This window comes from Cardinium endosymbiont of Philonthus spinipes, from assembly GCF_964030745.1.
Taxonomy (GTDB): Bacteria; Bacteroidota; Bacteroidia; order Cytophagales; family Amoebophilaceae; genus Cardinium.
Window position 1 is genome coordinate 700,558 of sequence record NZ_OZ034918.1, and the last position, 25,794, is coordinate 726,351.

A 25,794-nucleotide genomic window follows, 5' to 3' on the forward strand; every position below is an offset into this window, starting at 1 on the left:
TTGTTTTCCAAGCACAATTTAGTAAAAAGTTGTAGATGTTCCATATCTTGTGCGCCAAATTGTGACTTACCCAAATGTTGGTTTTTTTTCATAGGTTTGTGTTCACCGTAGCTTGCTTTAGAAGGCGAAAGCTAAGGTGGTGTATACATATACTATTTAATTTTTCTATCCATGCGCATCATTTCGTTTATATCAACAGCATTTATCTTTTGTTTACCAGTTTCTGTTGAAGCTGTTGACAAGCGTCCTTCCATGGCTATACAAGTAGCTGACTACTACTTAAAATCATTCCCTGAAGCACCAGAGCCTTTGACAAAGGCGCTGTTCGCTAAGAAAGCTAAAGCATCCGATACCAATATTACAGACGTGCATCTTTCACCAAGAGCAGCGCGTGCATTGGTATTCAATGAAGTTTTTGCTGAGAGCAGCTACTACCAAGATCAGTATCAGCAGGCAGGTAAGCTGTTGAACCCATATGCTTGGAATGACCTACACCTTTTTTGCGGAACTACTACTACACCAACCTATCATGTTTTGTCCCGCATTAATAAGACGATTACTGTTTTAGGGGAGGGAGCACTTGCTTCACTTATCGCTGCGCCCATTGCTGATATAGAAGTGCTTACCAAACGTCAGCAGTGTATAGATTTTTTGCTTCAAAACAAGCAGTTATATAATGATTTACAAAGCGAGCTTCAACGTTATAAATCATCTGAAAAAGGGATGCTTTCTTTTTGGACGGAAACAGATCCGCTTTATACCAAAGAGTATGATAAATATTTGACCAATCTATTTTATAAGCCTTCTGCTGCTGCAAACAAATCGGCTTTTTTGCTACAAAGAAGAAAGATATTACTACGAGATGTTTGGAATATTTATACTAATTATATCTGGTATCCTATAATAATAGGGCTGCCTTTTACAGAGATATCCTATCTTGTTGCTACTAAGCGTATTGCTAAGGGTAAGGATGTTCCACGTGGTCTCTTCTACGCAGAGCTCTATTGGCTGTTTATTCCCTTGTACAATCTTTGTTATCTTGGCAGGGAAGTATTAAAAAAATCGATCTCTGTCGACACTAAGTTCTCGATGTGGTTTAACAGTGGTATGTATACTATCCATTCTTTCTGGCAATATTACAAAGGATACCGCAACTACAAGGAGTACTCAGGGGTATTGAAAAACCTTGCCTTGCGTATGGCAGATGTGCAAACCTTTTTGACTACTGCTAAAAAAATCAATGTATTGATTGAACAAAATGCTGAATTAGAGGCGCTATATGGTCTACAACTTCAGCCTATCAGAGAACTATTAGCATGCAGAAACAAATCTTCTGAGGTAGGTAACTTATTGCGTTATTTAGAAGAATTACCCCTTCGTTCTTGGTCTTATTTATGGGATAATGCTGGGAAGCTATTGGCTAGTTATAAACTCTTTGTGGAGTATAAGGCTGTCTTTCACGATGCCATGTATGCTTTAGGAGCGTTAGATGCCTTGTTGTCTATCGCCACCCTTATGAAAGAAACAGCTGCGGTGGGTGGGCCACATGCCTATACCTTTACTAAGTTCTTGTCCCCCAAAGCATATACAAAACCTCGGTTGGCGCTGGTTGAAATGTGGAACCCCATGTTAACCCCTACTACCGCTGTTGGCAATGATGTGGTCATGGATAGTGCAACTAAAACACAAAACATCATTTTAACTGGTCCCAATGCAGGTGGCAAATCTACCTTTTTAACCGGTGTGGCCACCACTGTTTTGTTGAGTCAAACCTTTGGCATTGCACCAGCTAAGTCCTGTGAGATGACCCCATTTAGCAAAATAAACACTTATATAGATATTACTGATGATATTGCAGCTGGAAAGTCACTCTTCTTAGCAGAAGTGGATCGATTTCAGTCTCATTTAAATTTATTAAAGCCATTAAAAGACCATGAGTTTAGCTTTACTATTTTTGACGAACCCTTTAGTGGTACCAATCCAGTAGAAGGGGCAGCAGCAGAATATTCCGTATTAAACTATATTGCAAGATATGGTAACGCCCTGAATATTGTGGCTACCCACTATCCAATCGTGATGCTTTTAGAAGGACGTGAGCCTCAAAAGGGGTTTAAAAATTATAAGGTTTTTATCAAACCTATAGGAAAAGATGGCAAAATTCAGTACACGTACAAGGTAATTCCCGGCGCCTCTAACCAAACCATTGCTATAGATATCCTGGAAGAGCAGGGCTATGCAACCCAAATGTTGCAACAAGCCAGAGATATTATAAGCCATCCAGAGCGGTATGAGAAAAGCTTTTCAAAAAAATAGTGCGCATACTTTTTTAGCCACAATGCCGCTGTAGCTTAGACCTATTATGCCATTTTGACACAATTTTCTAGAAGATAATAGATTTGGCATGGACTTTGTATTATCCCTTTATACAATAAAGCTAAATAGGTTGCTCTACGATAGAGGCAAGGATTTAATACAAACAAAATAGCAATTAGACATGGGAAAAATAATTGGAATCGATTTAGGAACCACCAACTCCTGTGTTGCCGTTATGGAAGGCAACGAGCCAGTAGTGATTCCTAATAATGAAGGTAAAAGAACTACGCCATCTGTAGTAGCTTTTTTAAATGGTGGAAAGGGCGAACGTAAAGTGGGTGATCCTGCTAAACGTCAGGCCATTATCAATCCTAATAATACCATAAGTTCGATTAAGCGTTTTATGGGCAAGGGTTACAATAGTGTGGCCAATGAAATCAACGAAGTGGCTTATAAGGTAGAAAACGGAGCGAACAATACGGTCCGTGTGCGGATTGGTGATCGGCTCTATACCCCGCAAGAGATTTCTGCTATTATCTTGCAAAAGATGAAAAGCGCTGCGGAAGACTACCTAGGTACTACCGTTACGGATGCGGTGATTACCGTACCTGCTTATTTTAACGATGCAGAACGACAAGCTACTAAAGAGGCGGGAGAAATCGCCGGTTTGGCGGTAAAGCGGATCATTAATGAGCCAACTGCTGCTGCTTTAGCTTACGGCCTAGACAAAAAAAACCAAGACATCACCATTGCTGTATTTGACCTTGGAGGGGGGACTTTTGATATTTCGATTCTAGAGCTGGGTGATGGCGTTTTTGAAGTTAAATCTACCAATGGGGATATTCATCTGGGTGGAGATGATTTTGATCAAAAAATAACAGATTGGCTTGCTGATAGCTTTCAAAAGGATGAGGGGGTTGATTTAAGAAAGGATCCAACTGCGCTACAGCGCTTGAGAGAGGCTGCGGAAAAGGCTAAAATTGAGCTTTCTAGTGCAACCACCACAGAGATTAACCTCCCCTATATTACAGCCATTGATGGCGTGCCTAAACACTTGGTACAGCAGCTCTCTAGAGCACAGTTTGAAAAATTGGTAGATGACTTGGTCAAGCGTACCCTAACCCCTTGTAGGCAAGCTTTAAAAGATGCCTTTGGAGATATCGCTGATCCACATAGTAAGGTTGATGAGGTTATTTTAGTGGGCGGCTCTACCCGTATTCCAAAAATCCAAGAAGAAGTAGAGCGTTTTTTTGGTAAAAAACCTTCCAAGGGAGTCAATCCTGATGAAGTGGTGGCTGTAGGAGCAGCAATTCAAGGAGGTGTGCTCACTGGAGAAGTAAAGGATGTTGTATTGCTTGATGTGATTCCACTATCCCTAGGTATTGAAACGTTAGGAGGTGTTTTTACCAAGCTCATTGAAGCCAATACGACTATTCCAACAAAAAAATCGGAAGTATTTTCTACCGCTTCAGATAACCAATCTTCTGTTATGGTCCATGTGCTACAAGGCAATAGGCCTATGGCCAAACACAACCGTACCATTGGTCAGTTTCACCTATCTGATATACCACCTGCGCCCAAGGGCATTCCACAAATAGAAGTTACTTTTGATGTGGATGCTAATGGTATATTGCATGTTTCTGCAAAAGATAAAGGTACTGGAAAGGAACAAAAGATCCGTATTGAAGCTTCGTCTGGTTTAACAGAAGATGAAATTAAACGGATGCGGGAGGAAGCAGAAGCCAATGCAGCGGCAGATAAAGCAGAAAAAGAGCAAGTAGATAAAATAAATCAAGCAGATTCATTTATATTTGAGGTAGAAAAGCAGCTCAAGGAATTGGGTGATAAAATTGAGGAGGAAGACCGGAAAAATATAGAACCTGCATTGGCAGATCTGAAAAAGGCTCATGCAGAAAAGAATATTGCTGCTATTGATCCTGCACTAGAAGCGCTAAATAAGATTTGGAGCGAGGTAATGGCTAAGGTTTACCAAAAATCACAGGCTAAGGCAGAACCAGCCACTTCCAATGTGGAACAGGAAAACCCTAAAGAAGGTGGCGGCAATGTGACAGATGCTGAATTTGAAGAAGTAAAATAATATCCTTAATTCTTTTTTCTTCTATTAGAGGCGACTTTCTAATTTGCTTTTAGAAAGTCGCTTTTTTATATTGCGTCCTCAGGCAGTTCAAAGCCCAATAATAAAACCTTCTGCAAAAGCTATTTCTAATGGCAATTTTGGTGTTGAAGCTTGTCTATGCTCCTCAAATACATCTAGTATGCTGCGGTGCTCGACCGCGCTTCTCCTAAAAATTGCTGATCACAAATAGCTTGTGCAGAAGGTCTATAGTTGATTATGTTGCTCAATTTTACTAAATTAAATTAGCTTGGGTCTATATTCTCTGTAATTATATATTTTTTATGCTTAAAACCAAGTACTATTATAACCCTGCTACTTGTAGCTATGAGCGTGTACACACATCTATATCGGCTTACATTTTACGTAGTATTGTTTTTATAGTTTTTTCAGTGGGGTTAGCTGGCGCCATGGTGAAGTATTATCAAGGTAGTACGGTTTCTCCCAGAGAGGCAGAGCTATTACAGGAAAATGAAAGCATGAAGGCTTATTACCATATCGTACAAAAAAAAATAGAAAGTAGCCTGTCGGTCTTAACTGCCTTGCAGCAGCGAGATAATAACATTTATAGGGTATTGTTGAATACGGAACCGATATCTCCTGAAGAACGCAGAGGAGGCATGGGAGGCGTAAATAAATATGCCCATTTAGGGAAGGATACATTAATTGCACAAACATTGTCTAAGGTAGATCAACTAGCTAGTCAGTTAACCATTCAAAAGAAGTCTTACGATCAAATACTCAACCTTGCAAAGAACAAGATTGCCAAATTCGCTTCTACACCTACTTTCCCTCCCGTTTCTAAAAAACATTTGAAAAGAATATCGGCCCATTTTGGTATGCGCACCCATCCAATCTATAAAATTCGCAAGATGCATGAGGGGGTTGATTTCTCAGCTCCTATTCATACGCCGATCTACGCTGCTGCGGATGGCTATGTTAAATGGGTGAAAAAAGATAAGAAAGGATATGGCAACCATTTGCTTATTGAGCATGGCAACGGCTTTCAAACCCACTATGCCCATATGCATACCATAATGATTAAAGAGCGGCAACGTATGACCAGGGGGCAACAAATTGGTACAGTGGGCAATTCAGGGGATTCTACTGCCCCTCATCTCCACTATGAGGTCTACCACAATGGACGTCGTGTGAACCCAGTGCAATACTTTGTAGGGGAGCTTACTGCTGCTGAATATGAAGCAGTGCGTAAACAAGCTGCACATCAAACACAAGCCCTTTGTTCGAATTTTTAGAAGGTATGGAAAAAAAGTATTTTACCATTCAGGAGGTAGCCCGCCATTTTGGCGTAACCACTTCTTTAATACGTTTTTGGGAAAAAGCTTTTATGGGCATCCTCCATCCCAATAAGAATAGCAAGGGGGCTAGAAGGTATCAAGAAAAAGATATTGCTCAGCTACGCTATATTTATACACTGGTTAAAGAAAAAGGATATAGCTTGGCAGGGGCACGAAAGGTCATTCAAAAACATAGTACTGGTCTTACAGTTGCACCAGCAGAGGTTGTTGAGCGGCTCCATGCACTACGCGCTTTTTTGGTTGCTTTAAAAAAAGATAAGCAATTTTTTGCACACTTTTCGCTATGCGCTCATGACCATTGCGCTTAATGACAGCCGCCTAAGACAGTTTGAGATCTGCTCCCGAAAACCGATCTAAAGTAGTCTGCCTTCATCTTAAGACCTTAAGCTTCAACACCAAAATTGCCATTAGAAATAGGCTTTGCAGAAGGTCTTTATATGAAGCTTTTATTATCACTTTTTTTTTCATAGTAATGCTTCTCTACGAAACACAAATAGGTCATTCCTATGCATAATTGGAATGAGGCTATGGCATAATTTTTAATTAAATTTGAAAGTAGCGTGTAATACAGTTAAAAAATAATTTACACGTACGACGTTTAACTGTACAGAACCTATACATATTTTTTATTCACTTTTTAACGACTGACCTTGTATGATTTGCTTCAACGTATCCCTAATTACAGTGGCTGCTTTTTTGCTTTTAACCTTGGTGGTAGGGATTGTTTTTAGTAGAAAACAAACCACCTTTCGAGAATATGCAGTGGGGAATAAACAATTTTCTACGGCTACTTTAGTAGCTACAGTATTGGCTACTGCTTTTAGTGGAGGAGGGCTAATACGTAATGTGCAGGAAGTGCATAACATTGGTCTCTGGTGGATAACCTTGATGCTTTTGGCTCCTTTTAGCTGTTGGCTGGTCGGTTCGTTAGCACTACGTATGGGGCGATTTATGCAGCATCTCTCTATGGCTGATACTATGGGTAGTATCTATGGTAAATATGTTGGGATCATTACCGCTCTGTCAAGTATTTGTGCTTCTATTGTTATGGTTACTGCTCAAATTAATGTAATAACTATGGCTATTAATATGTGTGTAAATGTAGCGAATCTTAATATTAATGTTATTACTGCTTTTGCGACTTTAATAGTTATTATTTACTCTATGTTTGGGGGTATTCGTTCAGTTACCTTTACTGACCTATTGCAATTTGTCACTTTTTCAATTATCATTCCCCTTTTGACTTGGTATATGCTCAGAGCAGTAGGAAAACCATTTGAAGAAATAATTCCTTATCTACAGCAGCAAGAAAAATTTCAGTTTAGTACTGTATTCCATTGGAATACTAATTTGATAGCCTTGATTGTACTATGTTTGTCTAATACAATTTCCGCTATAAATCCTCCAAACGTGCAAAGGGTATATATGTCTTCTGGCCCCATCCAAGCAAGAAGGGTTTTTTTATATTCAACTCTTTTTGAAGTGATTATAATAGCCCTGATAACGCTAGTTGGTATATTTGTTTTTGTAAACGCACCAGATTTACAGAAAGCAGAGGTTTGGGACTATATCATGACTCATATTCCTTCTTTTTTTAAAGGCCTGCTTGCCATTAGTTTACTCGCTATGGCTATGTCTACAGCTGATTCCTATTTGAATATCTGTTCTGTTATGATTAGCCATGATATAGTGAAGCGCCTTCAAAATAAAAAAGCAACTACTGATGCATTGCAAGTTAAAGTTGCTAGACGCGCTACACTAGTGGTGGGTCTATTGGCTATGCTTTTGGCTTTTAAGTGTAAGGATCTGTTTAGATTACTCTGTTGGACCCTTAATTGTTCCATACCTATAGTATCTGCCCCCTTTATTTTAGCTATTTTTGGCTTTCAAGGCACTTCCCGTACCGCTTTAATCGGTATGGTGACTGGTCTATTAGCCATTTTAACTTGGGACAAGTGGATTCAACCACTAACAGGAATAGATGGTTCTTGTATTGCTATGCTAGCCAACGGCTTAGCCATGATCGCTGTCCACTATTTATTTAAACAGCCGGAGGAGGCAGGCTGGGGTGGTCCAGATGACCAGTTTAAACAACTGCAACAAGAACGTGCACGCAAGCGAATGGAACGCAAAGAAGCGATTAAAAATGCTTGGGCCAATAGAAAAATTATTTTATCTAAGCTGAAATCTAACCATATTACGATGGTATATGTAGGATGCTATATTGTCATTACTATCTTACTGTCTTATTTTATAGTGCCTATTATGCATAATGTCTACTGGATTATGCTACAACTCTTGTTGGCAGCTTGTCTTATAGGTTATCCATTTGTCTATGATATCTCGAAAAAGATAAGAACCATTCCAGACTGGTGTATTGGCCTATGCTGGCTAATGGCCTTAGTGATTTATCTTCCTTTAAGTTTACTTGGTGGAGATTGGTGGAATGTAGGGGATCTGATCTTTAACTTATCCATATTTTTAATGGATGCTGCTTTAATCTTATGGGTATTGCCTCTATACTTGGGTATAGGTGTTGTAACAGCTATTTCATTAGTAGTTTTTTATAAAATATTTTTTATTAGAGTTTCTTGTTATCCATTATTGCCCCTATTCCTGCTATTTCTAGCAATGCTACTGGTATTTGCCATCGCTATTTCCTTTAAAAGAAAGCTCAATCACTATAAAGCTAAAATTCTTTACCTTGAAAATCAGGAAAAAAATAGAGAGTCTCAACAACTAAAAGCCTCTCTCTATGATGCAGCTGCAGTTCCTACGGCTGGTAAGGCGAAAGGGTATGGTGCTATTTTAACGCAAGTAATAGGCAAGATTGAGGAGTCTATCTCTTTTTTAGATAGCAATGTTCCGCTTTATAAACAGGATTTTCAAAGTATTATCAATAAGCTCTACGATTGGGTGGCTTATTTCAATAGAAGGGCCAAAGCCAAAAAGCATGCGTTGTTGCAGCCTACGCAGATTACATTAGATAAGTTGATCCGTAAGTTGGAATTGGCCTTGTCGCACGAGGTGGCTGATCCACCTAGATTACTGGTAGAAAAAGTAAGCGGCTCCGATGAGAAGCTATCTGCTTATATGGTATGCGACATCTATCAAGTGGTCTACTTATTGGTTCAGGCAGTTTTACGGATTGCTAAGTTAGATCGATCTGGTATGCCACTTGTTAAAATACAACTACACGATACTTCTTTGCAGTTTAAACAAGCTGATCCTGTTGATAGCAGCCTGCCTGCATACATCCTTTTTCAAGCTACTGCCCTGGTAATCAGCCAAGCTACTGCTGCACCTGAAGCACTACCTAAAGTGAAACAGGTCTATGATGATGAAATGGATGCGATTGGTCCTAAAGGGAAACAAGGAACGCCACCTTCCATAGACCTGCAACAGGAAACCTTATCCAGTATTGTTGGCGCCCATTATGGCTATTGGGAGACATTTGGTGACCAACAACAATCTGCCATGCTACTGGTGCTGCCTAATGATGTCACAGATATCTTCAATAAGGTGACTATTACACTCCCTTTAGATGCCCTAACCTTAGAAGCACCTGTTACCCCTAAAGAGCAAGCCGATTCGATGATGGTACTCATGAAGTTCCATGATTATGTTTGCAAGTCCTCTTATCAGATGGATCCTGTAGATGTAGGGACGATTTCTGGTTTGCTTTTATTGCTGAGGCAACATTTTGGTTTTAAACGACATGCTTCTGGTCAATTGTTTTATGTACGAGCAGTAGGGATTGCTGAGTTGGTGGTAGAGTGGGCTTTTCACTCACCTAAAGTAATCTATGCTGCTTTGTTGTATGAGCTGGTACGTCGTACTTGTTTGCCCCTTTCTTATGTCAAGGAACATTATAACTTAGGAGTCTATGCTTTTGTCTTGAATGTGGTAGGGATCGATAAACGTCAAGCGTTAGATCACTCTTCGTTACTTTATGTGCAGAATCGTTTGAAAGAAGCAATTAAGGAAGAGCATGTACAGCTTTCTGTTCTATTTATTAAACTGGCAGAACGACTCTATGACCTACGCCATGCAGCAGGTTATATCCATCTACCAGAGGTGCAACATATGGCACAAGAAACCTTGTCTATAGATGTAAAGCTGGCTGATACCTATTTAGGGCCAGAGATAGGGCAGGCATTAGAGGAAGCAGCTAAAGCTGCATTGAATATTTGTAAAATAAAGGAAGTAGAAAGAGAAAAACAAGAATAGACCTGCTGCAAAAGCTATTTCTAATGGCAATTTTGGTGTCGAAGCTTGTCGTATCTGTTCAACACTATGGCCATAGTGATAAAATGCCCCTGTAAAAAGTTTCGAAATAGAACCCACCCCTTGCAGATGATTAGGAAAAACAGCTTCCTTTGCAGCCCGCGCAGCGGGCGACTTCTGTTTTTCCATCTGTAAGGGGTGGGTTCCGGAACTTTTTGCCGAGGGCATGATTTTTTGTCCACTTTTTTATCAAGAAAAAAGTGGAATACAATTCATTATTAACCAGTGACGTGAATAGATACAGCTTGTCTATGCTCCTCAAATAGATCTAGTATGCTGCGGTGCTTGACTGCGCTGCTTCCATTTAAACATGTCGTTCTGCATGGTAAGAGGAACGTACAAGTGGTCCTGACTCTACGTAAGAGAATCCACGCTTGAGCGCCTCTTCTTTAAAATGAGCAAATTTATCTGGGTGTACAAAGGTGGCTACTTCAAGATGTTGTTTGGTAGGTTGTAGGTATTGTCCCAGTGTTAATACATCTAAACCATGCGCGCGTAGGTCATCCATAACCTGATAGACTTCTTCATCTGTTTCGCCTAATCCGAGCATAATACCAGATTTAGAACGTTTTCCATATGCCTTAATCCGTTTAAGTTGCTCTAAGCTGCGCGCATATTTAGCTTGTGGACGAACTGTTTTATAAAGCCTTTCTACCGTTTCTATATTGTGCGAGACCACTTCCTGACCCGCACTAATCATGCGCTCTAGCGCCCACCAAATTGCCTTTACATCTGGAATTAATGTTTCTATAGTAGTGGCAGGATTTAAGGCTTTAATCTCCTTAACCGTTTGATACCAAATTTCTGCGCCACAGTCCTTTAGCTCATCTCTATTTACCGAAGTGATAACCGCATGTTTAACCCCCATTAGATGAATCGCCTGTGCTACTCGTTTGGGTTCTTCTTTGTCATAAACAGTAGGTCTGCCAGTAGCTACTGCACAAAAGCCACAACTCCGTGTACAAATATTACCCAATATCATAAACGTAGCCGTACCTGCTCCCCAACATTCTCCCATATTAGGGCAGTTACCGCTGGTGCAAATGGTGTGTAGCTTGTGCTGATCTACAATATCACGCACAGCTCTATAGTGCTTACCTATCGGTAGTTTAACCCGCAACCAATCTGGACGCTGGGGTATAGTAATGGGTGAGGTTTCTTGCTTCATGAAAATGGTTCATAGCTTATAGGCATCGAATATATTAAAACTTGTAGAATATTAGCCCTCTTTTGACGCCTAACAGCTATCTATTCAGCTAGCTTTTTTCGAAAGAGGGCTATTCATAAAAAATATCTTATATTTGCATTCTATGATATAGAACGGTTTGATATCGTTTCCTGCGGTGCTATTTGGAAGCTATACCTTTCTCCTAATATTTTCAAGCTAATAAAATTCCATGATTGTAATCAATGACCTTACCTACCATTTGGGCAAGCGCACTTTGTATGATTCGGCTGCGCTGCATATTAAACCCAAGGATAAGATTGGCCTAATTGGACCCAATGGGGCTGGCAAATCTACTTTGTTAAAAATTATTACGGGAGACCTTTCTCCAGATAGTGGTAAAATTACTCGAAGAAAAGAATGCTCTATTGGCTTTCTCAACCAGGACTTGCTTTCTTATCAATCTCAGGATAGTATTCGAAATGTAGCCATGGAAGCTTTTAGTGAAGCATTGGTTACGCAAAAAAAGATTGAATCTTTGTGTCAACAGATGGAGGTCAACTATTCCGATGATCTGCTTACACAATTATCAAATCTCCAAGAAACCTTTGAAAGAATAGGGGGATATGATATGCAGTCAAGGACCGAGGCCATGTTGGAGGGTATGGGGTTTTCGACTAAAGATTTGGACCGTCCTCTATCTGAGTTTTCAGGTGGGTGGCGTATGCGGGTGATGTTTGCCAAGTTGCTTTTGCAACAACCTTCTTTATTGATCTTGGATGAACCTACCAACCACTTGGATCTGGTCTCTATCAAGTGGGTAGAAGCCTATTTAAAAAGCTACGATAGTGCTTTTATTGTGGTTTCACATGATAGAAGTTTTTTAGATGGTACGACTGCTAAGATTGTAGAGATTGCTGATAAAAAATTTACCGTTTATGTAGGTAACTACAGTGAGTACGAAATACAAAAATCAGAAAGAAGTACCTTACTGGAAAATGCCTATGCCAATCAACAAAAACAGCTCAAGCATGCGCAAGAGTTTATAGATCGTTTTAGAGCAAAGGCCAGTAAGGCCAAGTTGGTGCAGTCTAGGATTAAGGCATTGGATAAGGTAGAGAAGATAGAAGCACCTACTGCACATCGTAAAACCATTAAATTCCAGTTTTCGATTAAGCACAATCCTAGCAAAATTATTGCAGTAATAGAAAAAATCAATAAATCTTATGGTGCTGTATCGATTCTAAAAGATGCCGCTGTAGAAATTAACCGGGGTGATAAAATTGCTTTAATTGGTGCAAATGGACGGGGTAAAACTACGTTGTTGCGTATTATAGCCGAGCATGAGGCAGCTGAACAGCAGCAGAGAAGCTTTGGCAATAATGTAGAAATGGCTTTTTATGCCCAACATCAGTTAGAGGCCTTAAATTTAGAGCATACCATTATAGAAGCATTGCGTGCCCATAGCAGTAATGATGGGGCAGAACGCACAGAGCAAGAACTTCGTGCCATAGCTGGTATGTTTCTTTTCACTAAGGATGATGTATTTAAAAAAATAGAGGTGCTCTCCGGCGGTGAAAAAGCACGGGTTGCCTTAGCAACTGTATTGCTCTCTCAAGCCAATTTTCTACTACTGGATGAACCCACCAACCATTTAGATATGCAGTCCATTGATACCCTTGGGCAAGCGCTACAGCAATATGAAGGCACGTGCTTATTTGTATCACACGACCGTAATTTTATTCAACAGGTTGCCAATAAAATTTGGTATATCGAAAATAAAAAAGTTAAGGTATTTCCTGGCACTTATGAAGAATTTAAAGAGGTTGTCAACCTAACCTAGCAAAGCATTGTATAGCATACTTCCCCGTTCCTCACTATTGGCTGAACGGAAATGCATTTAAGTTTGAGGATTGTATTTTTAAATTAAAAATTTAGTTGTTTATACAGCTGTCTGCTTTTTTTGGCAAAATTGGTAAGAGTGTGTTATATTGCAATCCACTCCACTATGGTAAGATATTTTATAACGAAGCGTACGAATGAAGACTTCTTTTTCAGCTAAAAAACAGGGAAGCGGTGGCTCAACGCTAACTGCCATTCGGGAGTGGCTAAGCTCTGTGTTTTTTGCCGCTATGGTAGCTGCCTTAATTCGTTGGATGGTGGTTGGGCTATATGTGATACCTTCTGGCTCTATGGAGCCAACCCTATTACCGGGAGATTTTGTGTTGGTGAGTAAACTACACTATGGTGCCCGTACGCCAGCCACTCCATTACAAATCCCCATTACCCATCAAACCATTCCAGGTACAAAGATTCCCTCTTATATTAACTGGATTGAATTGCCTCAATATCGTTTGCCTGGATTCAGCAAAGTCCAACGCAATGATATTATTGTTTTTAATACGCCAGTAGGTCAGGAACCTCCTGATTTACGTGAATATTGGATAAAGCGTTGCATCGCACTACCTGGTGATCTGGTCCATATAGCCCATAAGCAACTCTATGTTAATAACACGCTAGCTGATACAACAGTTAGCGTGCAGTATTGTTACTTTATGAAGACCAAGCGCATCTTGACAGCTGCTTTTTTTGAAAAAAATGACATTAAAAATCCTATACGATCTACTGTTCCTGGTCGTGAAGGCTATACGATTTATACTACACCAGAAAAAGTTAAGCAACTTACTACCATTCTGCCTACTTGCATACAATCGGTAGATCCAGTAGAAGATCAAGCAGGGGTTTTTCAGTCGAGTATTTATCCTTTTCATCCTACCTTTCACTGGACCAAAGATAATTTTGGCCCAGTGAAGGTGCCTAGCAAAGGGATGGTTATTCCAATGGATGCACAAAATATTCTATTATATGGCCCGATCATACAAAGATTCGAGGGAAAAAAAGCTGTTCGGTTCACTAAAACCGCATGCTGGATAGATGGCAAGGAAGTAACCCACTATACGTTTGCTAAGAATTATTATTTTGCAATGGGAGACAACCGAGACCAGTCTGGTGATTCTAGATTCGTTGGGTTTATTCCAGAAGACCATATTGTGGGCAAAGCAGTTATGGTCTTGTTGTCTTCAGATAAAAGCAACTCCTTTTTTAGGGGTATTCGTTGGAATAGGTTGTTCCATATTGTAAATTAGCCACGAGAAAGCCAAGCTGGCTTGTCGCTTTGGTTCCCATAAAAGGTCAAAGAGGAAAGTCCGGGCAATGCAGAGCACCCTACTTCCTAACGGGAAGGCATATAGAGGTCCATCTATATGACAGAAAGTGCCACAGAAAATAAACCGCTCTCTGTAATAAGGAGGGTAAGGGTGAAAAGGTGAGGTAAGGGCTCACCGCTCTATGGGCGACCATTGAGGCAGGGTAAACCTTAGGGATTGAAAGGCCAAATAGGCATGCCTACGTTATAGCGTGACGGGCTGCTCGTTCGTCATAGGCCTCTTTGACAAGCGATTATAATCGAGTTTCGAAAGAGGTCTAAAGGTATGTGGGTGGGCCGCTAGAGGTCATAAGCGATTATGATCCCAGATAAATGACAAGCAGTGTGCTATGGCGCACTACAGAACCCGGCTTATAGGTTTGGTTTTCTTCCTTTTTTTGATCCATTATATTGAAATATGACCCCTTTACCTACAAGAGCATCTGATTTTTCTGCTTGGTATAATGAATTAGTAGTACGTGCAGGTTTGGCAGAGCATGCTTCTGTACGAGGCTGTATGATTATCAAACCTTATGGTTATGCCATCTGGGAAAAGCTACAAACTATTTTTGATACTGCTTTTAAAGAAACAGGCCATGTAAATGGCTACTTCCCTTTATTGATTCCAAAGTCTTACTTCAGTAAGGAAGCGGACCATGTAGAAGGTTTTGCCAAAGAATGTGCCGTGGTGACCCATTACCGCTTAAAAACAGCCGAAGATGGCCGTGGTGTGGTAGTCGATCCTGCTGCCAAGCTAGAGGAAGAACTTATTGTGCGTCCCACCTCAGAAGCGATTATATGGAGTACCTATAAGCATTGGATTCAATCTTACAGAGACCTTCCTATCTTACTAAACCAGTGGTGCAACGTAGTCCGTTGGGAAATGCGTACGAGGCTCTTTTTACGCACCACAGAGTTTTTATGGCAAGAGGGCCATACCGCTCATGCTACGCAGGCAGAAGCCGAAACAGAAGCTTTACAAATGTTACATTTGTATGAGCGCATCATTAGAGATTATATGGCTATACCTTTAATAAAAGGTACTAAAACCCTAAATGAGCGTTTTGCTGGTGCGGAGACAACCTATACCATTGAGGCCCTTATGCAGGATGGCAAAGCCCTTCAGGCCGGCACTTCCCATTACCTAGGTCAGCGGTTTGCCAAAGCCTTTGATGTCACCTTTACCAATCAAGCCGGTATGCGTGATTATGTATGGGGTACTTCTTGGGGCATTACGACACGACTCATGGGTGCATTGATTATGATCCATTCCGATGATGACGGGTTGGTACTGCCTCCTAAAATTGCTCCTATACAGGTAGTGATGGTTCCGATTTATAAAACAGAGACAGAGCGTGCCGCAGTAGTGGCTCAATTGGTTGATTTGCAAAAATTATTGATTACTCAAGAGGTTCGTGTAAAGTTAGATGATAGTGATACCCGTAAGCCAGGTTATAAATTTGCAGCATATGAACAAAAGGGCGTTCCCATTCGCATAGCGTTGGGGCCTAATGATTTGAAAAACAAAACGGTTGAATTGGCTCGTAGGGATACAAAGGAGAAAATAACCATTCCTATGGATCATTTGGTCCAACAAGTGATAGATTGGTTAGAAACCATTCAGAACCAAATCTATCAGCGGGCCCTTACCGCACACCAACAGCGCACCTTATTAGTGGATGATTATGCTACCTTTAAAAAGCTTATTGCTAGTACAGGGGGCTTTTTAATGGCCCATTGGGATGGTACTACCGAAACAGAAGAAAAAATTAAAGCGGAAACAAAAGCCACCATTCGTTGCATACCATTAGATGGAAACCAGGAGCCAGGCTATTGTATCTATTCAGGGAAACCCTCCAAAGGGCGAGTGGTTTTTGCACAGGCTTATTAAGTTCCCTCTATGTTATCGTTTCAGACCATTTGCTGGATTGGATTTGTTGCAAGTCGGGTTAGGAAACGTAGTCGTGGTACTTTTACTGCTTCGATAGATAAAATAGTTACTTTAAGCATTGCCATAGGTACCGCGACTATATTAATCGCATTAATGGTAATGTTTGGATTTCAGAAAGAAATTACAAAAAAAATAACCGCTTTTGCTGGAGACTTTGAAATTACCAAATATAGCGGTATCCAGCATGCGTATGAGCCCCCACCTCTACAAGCTTCCCAAGTAGGTTGTCTGATTGCTGAATTACCTAATGCCATTGAAAAAGTAGCTGCATTTACGCAAAAGCTTATGCTCATTAGACCGCTTTCAAGAGCTATTTATGATCAGCAATTTTTAGGAGAAGCGCAGTCGAGCATCGCAGCATACTCAGGTATATTTGAGGAGCATAGAGCAGTCCCCAAATTGCCATTAGCAGCCAAGTTTCGAAAGAGGTCTACGCATACAAGTGTAGCGGTAGAGGGCATATTATGCAAGGGGATCGACCCTAGGGCAGCCCATATAACACTAGAAGATTATCTGATAGCAGGTAGGCTGCCTGATCTAACCAAGGAGACCGCTCAAAATGAGCTATGTATTAGCCATCACCTGGCCCAAAAATGTTCCATTCAGTTGAGCGATACAGTTGTGGTCCATACGGTCCATCCTACTGCACGCTACCGCAAGTTAAAAGTTGTAGGCATCTACTGCACCTATTTAAGCGATATAGATGAACATTTGGCTTTTTGTGATATGCGCCTGCTACAACGGTTGAATAATTGGTCTGTAGAAACCGTAAATGGATATACCATTTTTTTGAAAGATGGTATGAGGCCAACCAAACCATTACGCGACACTATTTTGCGTCTTATAGACCATGATTTACGCCTGATGAGCACCTCGCGTCAGTATGCTCGTTTTTATGATTGGTTGGCGATTATTGAGAAAAATACAACGATTTTTATTGTTTTTATACTATTGGTGGCAGGGTGCACAATGGTGGCTACCGTTATGATTCAACTGATGGAGCGTAGTTATATGGTGGGTGTCTTAAAGGTTTTGGGTGCCCATAATGGACAAGTGAATGCCATCTTGCTCTATAATAGCCTACGTACTTTATCTTTGGGAATGCTATATGGCAATATAGTTGGGATCGGGTTGTGTCATTTACAAGATCACTATCGGTGTGTTACACTTGAACCAGCCCTTTACTACATGCGTTACGTGCCCATTTATAGCCATTGGCAAGTCATTTTATTTCCCAATCTATTGATATTTGGCAGCCTTTCTATTGGGTTATACTTTGCACTTAAAGTGTTAAAGCAAAAAAAACTTGTCGCTGCATTGCATGAGGGGTAAGGGCTTATACTATTTTTTTCTTGATAAAACATTATGCATCATCCATTAACCATTTTGGGTATTGAATCCTCTTGTGACGAGACAGCTGCTGCTGTAATCCATGATGGCAAGATCATTAGCAATGTAGTCATGAGCCAATTGATCCATCAAAAATATGGTGGCGTTGTCCCAGAGCTTGCCTCAAGAGCCCATGAAACCAATATTATTCCTGTTGTAACCGCTGCGCTAGAAGAAGCAGCCATCCAAAAGGATGCATTAGATGGCATTGGATTTACACAAGGTCCAGGATTATTGGGTCCACTTTTAGTGGGCAGTTGCTTTGCCAAATCGTTGGCCTTTGCATTGGGCATACCGCTTATAGGTGTTCACCATATTCAAGCACATGTATTGGCCAATTTTATCGATGATCCAAAGCCAAATTTCCCTTTTCTCTGCTTGACCGTTAGTGGAGGGCATACCCAAATTATCCTAGTGCAGGATTATTTCTCTATGGAGGTTTTAGGAGAAACCCAAGATGATGCTGTAGGAGAGGCCTTTGATAAAATCGCTCATTTAATGGGTTTTGGCTATCCAGGCGGTGCGTTAATAGATCGCTATGCTCAAGGGGGTAATCCTGGAGCTTTTGCTTTTCCAACTACCCATATGCCCGCTTTTGATTTTTCATTTAGTGGCATTAAAACCGCTTTTTCTCTTTTTATCCGCAGTAAGACCCCTGAATATATGCAAACCCATCGGGCTGATATTTGTGCCAGTATTCAATCCGTTCTGGTGGGCATGTTATTGGATAAGTTGGTCAAGGTGGCTCAAAAGACCGGTATTACTACCATTGCATTGGCAGGAGGTGTAGCGGCTAATAGCCATTTACAGCAGCGCTTTAATCAATTGGCTCAGCAGCATCGTTGGACTATTTTTATACCAGCTATGGCCTATTGTACAGATAATGCCGCTATGGTAGCCATTACAGCTTATTATAAATATCAGCTAAACGCATTTGCTGATTTCACTACCAAATCTTTCCCCAGGTATCCGCTTAGATAAGCCATTTTTAGGCTATTTTTGTATCCATTCATCACTATGGCTAGGTTTTTCTAAAAAAGCAAATGGCTAACCAGTTGCTAGCCGAGCGTCCCCTTCGATAAATTATTTTTTATCAGGGCATGCTCCCTGCGCATATACTTTAGCTGCTTTAACCAATCAGTTGTTTTAATGAAAAAAATTTTGTACTCTATTCATACATATTATATGATTTTAACAGATGCAAATGGTTTAAGGTAAAATTTTTTTCGTAAAAAAATTCCGTTGTTTTTTGAAAGTTAAGCATAGTTTGAAAGATAGGATGATCCATTATTTTTTGGCTTTAGTGTTGCTCTATTTTGGCGAGCTATTTACTTCCATTCTTTTCAAGGGTTGATTCATATAAGTGGATGCCGTGGCTTAGGGGCTTATTATGACCGATCTCACCAAGTGCATCTATTGGTTTGAGATCTATCTTTGATTTTAATGCTTATGTGCAATCAGTAACAAATAGATCTTTATTATAAGCTCTTATGTTCTTTTTTTGCTATTTATTTTTGTCATGCTTTATATACGGCTGTAGTCACATAGTCAGATTTAATCATAACCAGGGCATGGCGGTGCATGTAATATGCTATGATTCTGATTCTATAAGTGGAGAAGCCTCATTTTCTGATTCCTATTATGAATCACTTGCTTCTACTAACCACTCTACAAACAATAGGTCAGATAACAAAAGGGGTACTTCACCTCATGTTAGCGCTGGGGGGGAGGCTGTAAATCTTGTAGCATTTTTGCAGAATGTATATAAATGCAGGCATAACAAGCTAGTAATTACAATAGGTCGTTTTGTGGATACACTTTCAATTATACAAATACACGATTTGTCTGCAGATAGCTCATTGCATAGCGTATCTGGAGATACCCCATTCCATATTGCAGCCAGAGTTTGCAATAAAGAGATTTTTGAAGAGCTTCTAAAGAAATTAGAGGGTTTAGCGCTTTCGGCAGGTGTTCACTCAAATGAAGTGATATATAACGTTTTAAGTATAAAAAATAATGATGGTCTTACTGTGGCTGATGTTGCAAAACAAAATGGTGCTATAGTTATTCTTGAAGTGTGCAAGAAATATGGTGTATCACCAGATATTATACGTATTGCTTGGCAAACTGTTGTCGCGCATCCAGATGTAGTTGAAGATTTAGAGGATATATCTGATAAAGAGCAATGTGATCAATATAAAATGGCTCAAGAGAAGGCTATCAAATTATGCTACGTTGTGTGCGCTACATTAGCTACGCCTCACTCCATAGATAGCCATATGAATCACTCAACACATAATAGCACATTAGTGGATCAAACTAGATATGCTACACTTGCTACTGCAATCAGCAATAATGATCTAGATACTATTAAAGGATGCTTAAATAATCTTGATGCACAAGAATATATAAATCAAGTCTATGTTAGAAAGCATGGTCAAGCATATGCTCCATTTGAGCTTGCAGTCATAGAGTCTCGAGACAATATTCTCAAATGGTTCTTGAGTTTTCATACGAAAGATTTACCTATTCAATCAGTAGCGATTGCTTATGAATGGGCACTTGCTTTTTCTTGTGAATATAAAAAATATGAACGTGTGGCTAATATTTTAGGAAAATTCTTAGCATCTAGTAAATTTCGTATGTCATGGTAGAAAATAAGAAGTTTTTTGTATGTTATCTGCTGGCATTAGCTCTATCAGTTGGGTGTAATATAGCTCAGAGGAATCTAATGTCTGGTGGGATGGATATGGGTATATCTCTTTCTATTCGTCTTACGAAAAAGCTCAAAACGGTTTATAAGGAGGTTTATGATAAAAAGATTAAAGATGTTGAAACTAGCATAGGTCATGCTGACTGTATTACACACAATGGGACTAGCGAGCATATAGGTGCTAAAGCCAAGGTAGTTAGAAGTCTTAGCAGTCAAAAAAAGATATATGAGGTGTAGTAGTTGATATTTAATCTGACATTTATTAATTTGTGTTGATATAAATACCGACTACTATTATGAATTTACATCAAAAAATCATCAAGCCGAAAGTAGGCTTATTGGAGCTAGCAAAAACGTTGGGGAACATTTCATCGGCGTGTAAAACTATGGGTTATAGTAGAGATAGCTATTATCGCTTCAAAGCCTTGTATGAAACAGGCGGTCAAGAGGCTTTACAAGAGATAAGCCGTAGGAAGCCGATTATGGCTAATAGAGTAGATCCTAGTATAGAAAAAGCAGTAGTAGATATGGCGATAGATTATCCAGCCTATGGCCAGCTTAGAGTATCTAATGAACTAAAGCAACAAGGTATCCTGGTCTCTCCTGGCGGTGTCAGGTCTATCTGGTTACGTAATGACTTAAATAATATAAAAAAACGTCTTAAAGCCTTAGAAGCTAAAATGGCTCAAGATGGCCTTGTTTTAACGGAATCTCAGCTATCCGCATTAGAAAAACGTAAGCATGAACAAGAAGCATGTGGAGAAATAGATACAGAACACCCTGGTTATTTAGGCTGTCAAGATACTTATTACGTTGGTAACTTTAAAGGGATAGGTAAGGTTTATACGCAAGTATTTATAGATAGTTATTCTCGGGTAGCTCATGCAAAACTCTATACTGATAAGACAGCCTTGACAGCTGCTGATATGTTAAATGATAGAGTATTGCCTTGGTATCAAGAACAAAGCATACCCCTCTTGCGCATTCTAACAGATCGTGGTACTGAGTATAAAGGTAAAATAGAGCATCATGCCTTTGAGTTGTTTTTAAGCATAGAAGGCATAGAACATACTGTTACTAAAGCCTATTCACCGCAAACCAACGGGTTCTGTGAGCGGTTTAATAAAACGATGAAACAGGAATTCTTTGATACAGCTATGCGTAAGAAGATCTATACAGACCTGGATGTCTTGAAACAAGATTTAGATAGCTGGTTACATTATTATAATCATGAGCGACCACATTCTGGAAAGTACTGTTACGGTAAAACGCCTATACAAACTTGGGAAGATAGTAAAAAACTAGCCTTTGAAAAAAATAATCAAATCGCGTATCTTAAGAGCATACCTGACAAACTAAACTTAACTGACATCTATACAGTCTAATTTTTACTGCCTGTCAGATTAAATATCAACTACTACATATGAGGCTATGTCTGAACTGTATCCGACTATCCTTAAGTATATATATATACTTCTAGACCTAGAAAAACGTAAGAATAAGGTTTTTGAGCATCAGACTTTAGATCAGCAAAATGAGAGCCAGACACAGCTAAAGCTTCCTCATGCAGCTTATCTTGACATGCACATTAAAAAGGTTCATGAGAAGCTTGAGGATCTTCACGCTCCGTTTGTTAACCTTCAGCTTGAACTTAGTGGGCTTCAGTTTGGTGAGCTTCAGCTTGCGCTTGATACGCTTCAGCCTCACCTTGGTGAGCTTCAGTTTGACCTTGATAAGCTTAAGCGTGAGCTTGGTGGGCTTCAGCTTGAACTTTCTAAGCTTCAGCGTCAGCTTAATAAGGCTAATGAAGCGTACTCGTTCAAATTATTGCATTGGCTTTGGTTTAAAATCATTCAGCCTATCTGTTCAAGGCGATAGTGGCTCCGGCCAGTAAGGATGTTAGGCCAGATTTAAAACAAATGGTGCTTAATCTAGCTACTACAGGGGCAGCTTCTTTGCCGGTTTGGATGGAAGCATATAAAAGAAATGCTTCTGATAAAGTTGTTTTGCAACAAGCAGCTTTATAGTTTTGATTTGTATTGAACTCATGTATAACAACCTAACTATTTTAAACAGGTCTACAGTAATATGAACAAGTTACCGATTGGGGTTAGTAACTTTCAGGAGTTAGTAAAAGGGAATTACCTTTTTTGTGATAAAACAGCTATGATTTCTGAATTTTTAAACAAAGGAGAGAAGGCTACGTTAATCGCTCGTCCTCGCCGTTGGGGCAAGACACTCAATATGTCTATGTTGCAGCATTTCTTTGCATCAGAGGTTAGTGGCGTAAGTACAAAAGGTCTATTTGATAATTTAGCGATTAGCAAGTTAGAAGGTGGTAACCACATTGATCAACATCAAGGTAAGTACCCGGTTATTATGCTAAGTTTTAAGGATGTTAATGCAGATAACTTTGCAGGCGCTTACAACAAAATAAGCAAACAAATATCTTTCCTGTTTAGCTCATTTGAGTATTTATTAAAGGGTTCAAAGCTCAATACGGCACAGTTAAAAACTTTTAAAGATATTATTAATCAATCTGCTGACCAACAAGCTTTAGAGGATTCGATAAAACTCCTTAGTCAATGCCTTTACCAACACCATGGTCAAAAAGTTTATATCCTCATAGATGAATACGACACCCCACTCAACAAAGCTTATGGCAATAAAGAACACTTGGATGCGATGGTCGCATTTATGCGTAATCTATTTAGTGCTGCCTTAAAAGATAATGATTATTTAGGAAGAGGTGTTTTAACGGGAATATTGCGTGTTTCAAAGGATAGTATGCTATCTGGATTGAATAACCTGAAAACTTATACAATTTTAGATCAAGGCTATAGCAGCCACTTTGGTTTAAGCGAAATGGAAGTTCAAGATTTATTTACCAAACAAGATCTTTCTATTTGTATGGATCAAGTAAAAAATTGGTATAATGGCTATAGGGTAGGCAGCTTGGTTATGTATAATCCTTGGTCTATTATTTATTGTTTAAGCGAGAAAGGCCTTTTTGATCTCTATTGGGTCAATACGGGTAATAATGATCTAATCAAGCATCTGATTCTTAGCTCTAATAATAGCATTAAAGAGCAATTTGAAACATTGATGCAAGAGGAAACTTTAAAGGTTGCTGTTGATAAACATCTTGCCTTTGATTTGTTAGGTACCAGCGAAAATGCTTTATGGAGTTTGCTTTTATTTGCTGGCTATTTAACTTTTGAAAAAAGTATTTTAAGTAAGCATAGTGATTTATATGATTGCTCAGTTAAGATTCCTAATAATGAAGTACGCAGGCTCTATAATAGATTTTTTGAAGAATGGTTGCTTAGTAAATTTCCTAGTCAGCATAGGTATGATACTTTTTTGAATCATTTACTTTCTGGTAAAATAAATGAATTTACACGAGATTTAAACGCCTATCTCTTACAAAGTGCTAGCTTTTTTGATGTGCATGCTGCTAAACAAGGCGAAAGCTTTTACCATGGCTTTGTACTAGCTATGCTGGCTAGCATTAGTGACAGATACTATATACGCTCTAATAGGGAAAGTGGCTTTGGCCGTTATGATGTGCTATTGATTCCCCAAAAATCATCTAAAGCCATTCTATTGGAATTTAAACATCTACGTAAGGAAGAAGAGCTGGAAAATGTAGCAAAAGTTGCGCTAAAACAAATCCAAGATCAATCTTACCATACTGAATTATTACACCATCCTCATGTAAATGAAGTAGTAGAAGTGGGCATTGCTTTTTCAGGCAAGTCAGTTGTATCGGCTTATTCCACTTATGATTTGATTAGTAAAAAAACTGGTGATATTATTTTTGCAAGTAGCTATCAGCAGGAAGAAGCGTAAGAATAGTCTCTACCTTAAATAGTCGACCCTGAAGTATTCATACTTCAAGTTATTTATTAAAAAAATAATCACCTGCCCCATTTCAATTTTTTCATGTTCTGTATCTATTCTAATCCTGGTATCTGTATACGTTAGTTCAGGATAAAGCATCTTAGTGCTATAGGTTTTATTTTACCTGATTAGGTGGGTATTAGGAATGTTTTTCTTGTAATAAGGCGTAGATTATGGCTAATAGCACATAGAATAGCATTGAGTTTGTCTCCCAATATTCCTTTCAAGTAGTTAACCGCTAATTTACCATCAGATTTCATATGACCAATATGTGGTTCAATAGCAGATCTTCTTTTTAGTGCTTTTTTGAGACTAGGCGTTATACCTCTTTTAGAGCCGCTTATAAATATATTACATTGACTATTAGGTATATTATGACCTCTGTAACCCCTGTCTACGAAGACGTGTTTTACCTGAGTACCAGATAGTTTTTCTGCTTGTAATAAACTTCTATGCAAGGTATGTCCATCATATTCATTAGGATGTAAAGCTTCCGTTGATACAATCAAGCCTTGTTTATGGGTGAGCGTAAATTGCACCTTACAACCATACTCATAGGGATTTAAAGCCTTACCTTTACTTACGCAGTAAACAGCAGGTTCATGGATACTATAGACTTTATTTTTACTTTTTTTTGATTGGTTAATAATCCTTTTACTTATAGAAAGCAGATGTCTAAACTGGGTGCGTATTGCTTCATCACACGATTGTATAGAGCGTTCTACATCTCTTACCACCCGACCAAGATAGTTTTTTAATGTTTTAACGCCTTTGGCTAAACGTTTAAACTGTTTAGCATGTGCATAGCCATCTACTTTACGTTTGATAGCTGGCCCTAGACGTTGGTAGGTTTGACGGAGTTTAACGCCTGTTTTCTTAGCTATAGCCACTAGTTTTTGTCTAGCCTTATTAAGCAACGAAGAATCAGTTGGATAGCGAATATTTTTCTCCATTACAGTAGTGTCGGATATCACTTTTTCAAGTTCTTTTGGGCAGACTACTTTTTTTTAATGGCTAATTGTATAGTCATCGATAAGATCTTATTAAGACCTTCTGCTCCCAATCTTTGACGCCAACGAGTTAATGAACTAGGGTGACAAGCTGCCTTAATCTGAAAATAATCATAGCCACAAAGGTATTGCCAATAAGGATTTTCTACCCATCTAGCAACTACTTGCTCATCAGAAACTTGGTACATATGACTGATAATGAGTAGGCCTACAATCAAACGAATAGGTAAAGGAGGTTGACCGGGTCCATAGCTAAAGCTGCGGTCTAAATCTGATTCTAAGGATTGCCAAGGAATGGAATCAGCTAACTGAAATAAGGCGTGTTGGGGATTAAGAATCCCAGATAAGCGTTGCTCAAAAAGCCTACCACAAGAATGATTTATCCTCTTAGATTTCATCCCTATT

General features: G+C 39.4%; 17 protein-coding genes, 1 other RNA gene and 1 pseudogene. 16 read left to right on the forward strand and 3 right to left on the reverse strand.

The genetic code is table 11. The features are described from left to right. Positions 1-171 precede the first annotated feature (171 nt). The 5 genes from AAHM81_RS03025 to AAHM81_RS03045 all read left to right on the forward strand — a co-directional run bounded on the left by AAHM81_RS03025 (position 172) and on the right by AAHM81_RS03045 (position 9,996). Entirely contained in the window at positions 172-2,313 is a 2,142-nt protein-coding gene (locus AAHM81_RS03025) for a MutS-related protein (RefSeq protein ID WP_342265037.1), read from the forward strand. Positions 2,314-2,494: 181 nt separating this feature from the next. After that, the gene (gene dnaK / locus AAHM81_RS03030) at positions 2,495-4,411 is read left to right on the forward strand and encodes a molecular chaperone DnaK (RefSeq protein WP_342265038.1); all 1,917 of its coding nucleotides are present in this window, start codon (positions 2,495-2,497) and stop codon (positions 4,409-4,411) included. Positions 4,412-4,731: 320 nt separating this feature from the next. Further along, positions 4,732-5,703 carry a M23 family metallopeptidase gene (locus tag AAHM81_RS03035; protein WP_342265039.1) on the forward strand — a complete coding sequence of 324 codons (972 nt, stop codon included), beginning with the start codon at positions 4,732-4,734 and terminating at the stop codon, positions 5,701-5,703. Between the two features lie 5 nt (positions 5,704-5,708). Continuing rightward, positions 5,709-6,074, forward strand: a complete 366-nt coding sequence (locus tag AAHM81_RS03040) for a MerR family transcriptional regulator (protein ID WP_342265040.1) — start codon at positions 5,709-5,711, stop codon at positions 6,072-6,074. A gap of 346 nt (positions 6,075-6,420) precedes the next feature. After that, on the forward strand, positions 6,421-9,996 hold the full coding sequence (locus AAHM81_RS03045) for a sodium:solute symporter family transporter (protein WP_342265041.1): 3,576 nt from the start codon (positions 6,421-6,423) through the stop codon (positions 9,994-9,996). On the opposite strand, the gene AAHM81_RS03050 is transcribed toward AAHM81_RS03045, so the two are convergent. Then, positions 9,925-10,182 carry a hypothetical protein gene (locus AAHM81_RS03050; protein WP_342265042.1) on the reverse strand — a complete coding sequence of 86 codons (258 nt, stop codon included), beginning with the start codon at positions 10,180-10,182 and terminating at the stop codon, positions 9,925-9,927. The two genes, AAHM81_RS03045 and AAHM81_RS03050, sit on opposite strands and share 72 nt — an antisense overlap. A gap of 175 nt (positions 10,183-10,357) precedes the next feature. Further along, the gene (gene lipA / locus AAHM81_RS03055) at positions 10,358-11,221 is read right to left on the reverse strand and encodes a lipoyl synthase (protein ID WP_342265043.1); all 864 of its coding nucleotides are present in this window, start codon (positions 11,219-11,221) and stop codon (positions 10,358-10,360) included. Between the two features lie 229 nt (positions 11,222-11,450). Here lipA and AAHM81_RS03060 point away from each other — a divergent pair, with 229 nt between their 5' ends. The 11 genes from AAHM81_RS03060 to AAHM81_RS03110 all read left to right on the forward strand — a co-directional run bounded on the left by AAHM81_RS03060 (position 11,451) and on the right by AAHM81_RS03110 (position 24,328). Then, positions 11,451-13,061, forward strand: coding sequence for an ABC-F family ATP-binding cassette domain-containing protein (locus tag AAHM81_RS03060; protein ID WP_342265044.1), 1,611 nt, complete (start codon positions 11,451-11,453; stop codon positions 13,059-13,061). Positions 13,062-13,257: 196 nt separating this feature from the next. Continuing rightward, positions 13,258-14,364 carry a signal peptidase I gene (gene lepB / locus AAHM81_RS03065; RefSeq protein WP_342265045.1) on the forward strand — a complete coding sequence of 369 codons (1,107 nt, stop codon included), beginning with the start codon at positions 13,258-13,260 and terminating at the stop codon, positions 14,362-14,364. Positions 14,365-14,372: 8 nt separating this feature from the next. After that, positions 14,373-14,814, forward strand: an RNA gene (gene rnpB, locus AAHM81_RS03070) — RNase P RNA component class A. Positions 14,815-14,841: 27 nt separating this feature from the next. Continuing rightward, positions 14,842-16,314, forward strand: coding sequence for a proline--tRNA ligase (gene proS, locus AAHM81_RS03075; protein WP_342265046.1), 1,473 nt, complete (start codon positions 14,842-14,844; stop codon positions 16,312-16,314). Positions 16,315-16,323: 9 nt separating this feature from the next. Continuing rightward, on the forward strand, positions 16,324-17,706 hold the full coding sequence (locus tag AAHM81_RS03080) for an ABC transporter permease (protein ID WP_342265047.1): 1,383 nt from the start codon (positions 16,324-16,326) through the stop codon (positions 17,704-17,706). Between the two features lie 33 nt (positions 17,707-17,739). Further along, positions 17,740-18,744, forward strand: a complete 1,005-nt coding sequence (tsaD, locus tag AAHM81_RS03085; RefSeq protein ID WP_342265048.1) for a tRNA (adenosine(37)-N6)-threonylcarbamoyltransferase complex transferase subunit TsaD — start codon at positions 17,740-17,742, stop codon at positions 18,742-18,744. A 596-nt stretch (positions 18,745-19,340) separates the two neighbouring features. Further along, a complete protein-coding gene (locus AAHM81_RS03090; RefSeq protein ID WP_342265049.1) occupies positions 19,341-20,417 on the forward strand; it encodes a hypothetical protein in 1,077 nt (358 codons plus the stop codon). After that, positions 20,411-20,713 carry a hypothetical protein gene (locus AAHM81_RS03095; protein WP_342265050.1) on the forward strand — a complete coding sequence of 101 codons (303 nt, stop codon included), beginning with the start codon at positions 20,411-20,413 and terminating at the stop codon, positions 20,711-20,713. Before AAHM81_RS03090 ends, AAHM81_RS03095 begins: the two co-directional genes overlap by 7 nt. A gap of 59 nt (positions 20,714-20,772) precedes the next feature. After that, the gene (locus AAHM81_RS03100) at positions 20,773-21,861 is read left to right on the forward strand and encodes an IS481 family transposase (protein WP_342265051.1); all 1,089 of its coding nucleotides are present in this window, start codon (positions 20,773-20,775) and stop codon (positions 21,859-21,861) included. 46 nt (positions 21,862-21,907) lie between these two features. Next, the gene (locus tag AAHM81_RS03105; protein WP_342265052.1) at positions 21,908-22,354 is read left to right on the forward strand and encodes a hypothetical protein; all 447 of its coding nucleotides are present in this window, start codon (positions 21,908-21,910) and stop codon (positions 22,352-22,354) included. Between the two features lie 210 nt (positions 22,355-22,564). Then, positions 22,565-24,328 carry an AAA family ATPase gene (locus AAHM81_RS03110; RefSeq protein ID WP_342265053.1) on the forward strand — a complete coding sequence of 588 codons (1,764 nt, stop codon included), beginning with the start codon at positions 22,565-22,567 and terminating at the stop codon, positions 24,326-24,328. A 191-nt stretch (positions 24,329-24,519) separates the two neighbouring features. Here the strand turns inward: AAHM81_RS03110 and AAHM81_RS03115 are convergent. After that, positions 24,520-25,787: pseudogene (locus AAHM81_RS03115) on the reverse strand (IS5 family transposase); the annotation flags it as partial. Positions 25,788-25,794 lie beyond the last annotated feature (7 nt).